3 protein-coding genes are annotated in these 2,277 nt (G+C 63.0%); all 3 read left to right on the top strand.

Going from position 1 to position 2,277, the window contains the following annotated elements; translation table 11 throughout:
• Positions 1-492 (top strand): GNAT family N-acetyltransferase (locus EN935_RS31945; RefSeq protein WP_245489105.1); only part of this gene is annotated, 492 nt, incomplete at its 5' end.
• 15 nt (positions 493-507) lie between these two features.
• On the top strand, positions 508-891 hold the full coding sequence (locus EN935_RS31940; RefSeq protein WP_109660375.1) for an ACT domain-containing protein: 384 nt from the start codon (positions 508-510) through the stop codon (positions 889-891).
• A 142-nt stretch (positions 892-1,033) separates the two neighbouring features.
• Positions 1,034-2,277: aldehyde dehydrogenase family protein (locus EN935_RS31935; RefSeq protein WP_164771525.1), on the top strand; the 1,244-nt coding region annotated here is incomplete at its 3' end.

Genomic DNA, 2,277 nt, shown 5'->3' with positions numbered 1-2,277 from the left:
CTGGAGCACTTCATGACCATCGTTTCGTCCATCCGACTTCGGCCGGCCACGCCGGCGAATGCCGCCGCGATCCGGGACATTGTGCGCACCGCCTATGCCAAATGGGTGCCGGTGATCGGCCGCGAGCCGCTGCCGATGCGCGCTGACTATGAGAAGGCGGTGGCCGAGCATCCGTTCGATCTCGCCGTCGAGGATGGCGCCATTGTCGGGATGATCGAAACCATCCTGGCCGACGATCACCTCTGGATCGAGAATGTCTGCGTCGCATCGCAGGCGCAGGGCAGGGGGATCGGCCGGCTGCTGCTGGAACTGGCCGAGCGCAAGGCAATCGAAGCGGGCCGCCTCGAGCTTCGCCTGCTGACCAATGGCGCCTTCGAGGCCAATGTGTCGCTTTACAAAAAGCATGGCTATGTGATCGATCGGGAAGAGCCGTTCATGGGCGGCATGACGGTCTATATGAGCAAGAGGCTCGCGGGATCACCGGTAATCTGAGGAAGGAGTTCGACAATGTCCATCAGCGTCAGGCTTAGGCAACTCTCAGGGCATTACGCGGTTTCCCGGCTGGAGGCGGGCGACGCCATTCCCGGTTGGGCGGACGGGCCAGGCTTCGTCAGCATCACAAGGACCGACGACGAACTTTCGATCGTTTGTCTGCAGGATCGTGTGCCGGATAGCGTCAGGCAGGACGGTGACTGGGTGGCCTTCAAACTCCAGGGGCCGTTTGCCTTCGACGAAACCGGTATCGTGCTGTCGGTCATAAGGCCGTTGTCGGAGAACGGGTTGGGCATCTTCGTGGTGTCCACTTTCGATGGCGACCATCTGTTGGTGAAAGCGACGGATCAGGCCGCCGCGAGGCGGTTTCTGGTCGAGGCTGGACATATCTTGCTGTAATCCAGCCTCGCTCTGGCTCAACGACTCGCGCACTGGGTCAACCACTTCCGGGGTTGCGTTTGACAGCGGCGGTTGTGCATCGTTATCTCCAGCCACATATGACGGCCGGCACGGCCATGCGGTGCATCCCAAGGAGCAAACCATGTCACACAATCTGCAATTCTATATCGATGGCGCGTGGGTCGATCCTGTTGTGCCCAACACTTTCGACGTCATCGACCCGTCGAATGAGGATGCCTTCGCGCAGATCTCGCTCGGCTCCAAGGCCGATGTCGACAAGGCGGTGGCCGCAGCCAAGCGCGCCTTCAACAGCTTTGGTTTCACCGAGGTCGGCGAGCGGCTCGAACTCCTGAACCGCATCATCGCGGTCTACAAGAAGCGCAGCGCCGATCTGGCGGTTGCCGTGTCGCGCGAAATGGGTGCGCCGCGCCAGATGGCATTGGACAGCCAGGTCGGCATCGGCCTTGCGCATCTGCAGAAGATGGCCGACGTGCTAGGGAGTTTCGAGTTCCGCCACGTGAAGGGCAATCATCTCGTGGTCAAGGAGCCGATCGGTGTCGTCGGCCTGATCACGCCGTGGAACTGGCCGCTCAACCAGATCACCTGCAAGGTCGGTCCGGCGCTTGCCGCCGGCTGCACCATGGTGCTCAAGCCCTCAGAGATCGCGCCGCTCGACGCCATCATCTTCGCCGAAATCCTCGACGAGGCCGGCGTGCCGAAGGGCGTGTTCAACCTCATCAATGGCGACGGTCCGGGCGTCGGCCAGGCGCTGTCCAGCCATCCCGACATCGACATGATGTCGTTCACCGGTTCGACCCGCGCCGGCATCCTGGTGGCCAAGGCCGCCGCCGACACGGTCAAGCGCGTGCATCAGGAGCTTGGCGGCAAGTCGGCCAACATCCTGTTCGGGGATGTCGACCTCGCAAGCGCCGTCTCCAAGGGCGTCGCCGGTTGCTTCAGCAACAGCGGCCAGTCCTGCAACGCGCCGACGCGCATGTTCGTGCCGCGTGACCGCCACGACGAGGCGGCCGGCTATGCCAAGGCGGCTGCGGAAAAGTTCACCGTCGGCCCCGCCGACGCTGCCGGCACCAAACTCGGCCCGGTCGTCAACCAGGTCCAGTTCGACAAGATCCAGGACCTGATCCAGGCCGGCATCGACGAGGGTGCGACGCTAGTCGCTGGCGGCCCTGGCCGTCCGGCCGAACTCAACCGCGGTTATTATGTCAGGCCGACGGTGTTCGCGGACGTCACCCACGACATGCGCATCGCGCGCGAAGAGATTTTTGGGCCGGTGCTGGCGATCATGCCCTATGACAGCGTCGACGAGGTGATCAACACCGCCAACGACACCGTCTATGGCCTCGCCTCCTACATCCAGGCCAAGGA

Source organism: Mesorhizobium sp. M7D.F.Ca.US.004.03.1.1 (assembly GCF_003998635.1).
In the GTDB taxonomy this organism is placed as follows: Bacteria; Pseudomonadota; Alphaproteobacteria; order Rhizobiales; family Rhizobiaceae; genus Mesorhizobium; species Mesorhizobium loti.
This window is presented reverse-complemented; position numbering and strand designations above follow the sequence as displayed.

Excerpts from the sequence above, each read along its gene's own strand:
- EN935_RS31940 (WP_109660375.1), top strand. The coding sequence starts at position 508 with ATGTCCATCAGCGTCAGGCTTAGGCAACTCTCAGGGCATTACGCGGTT.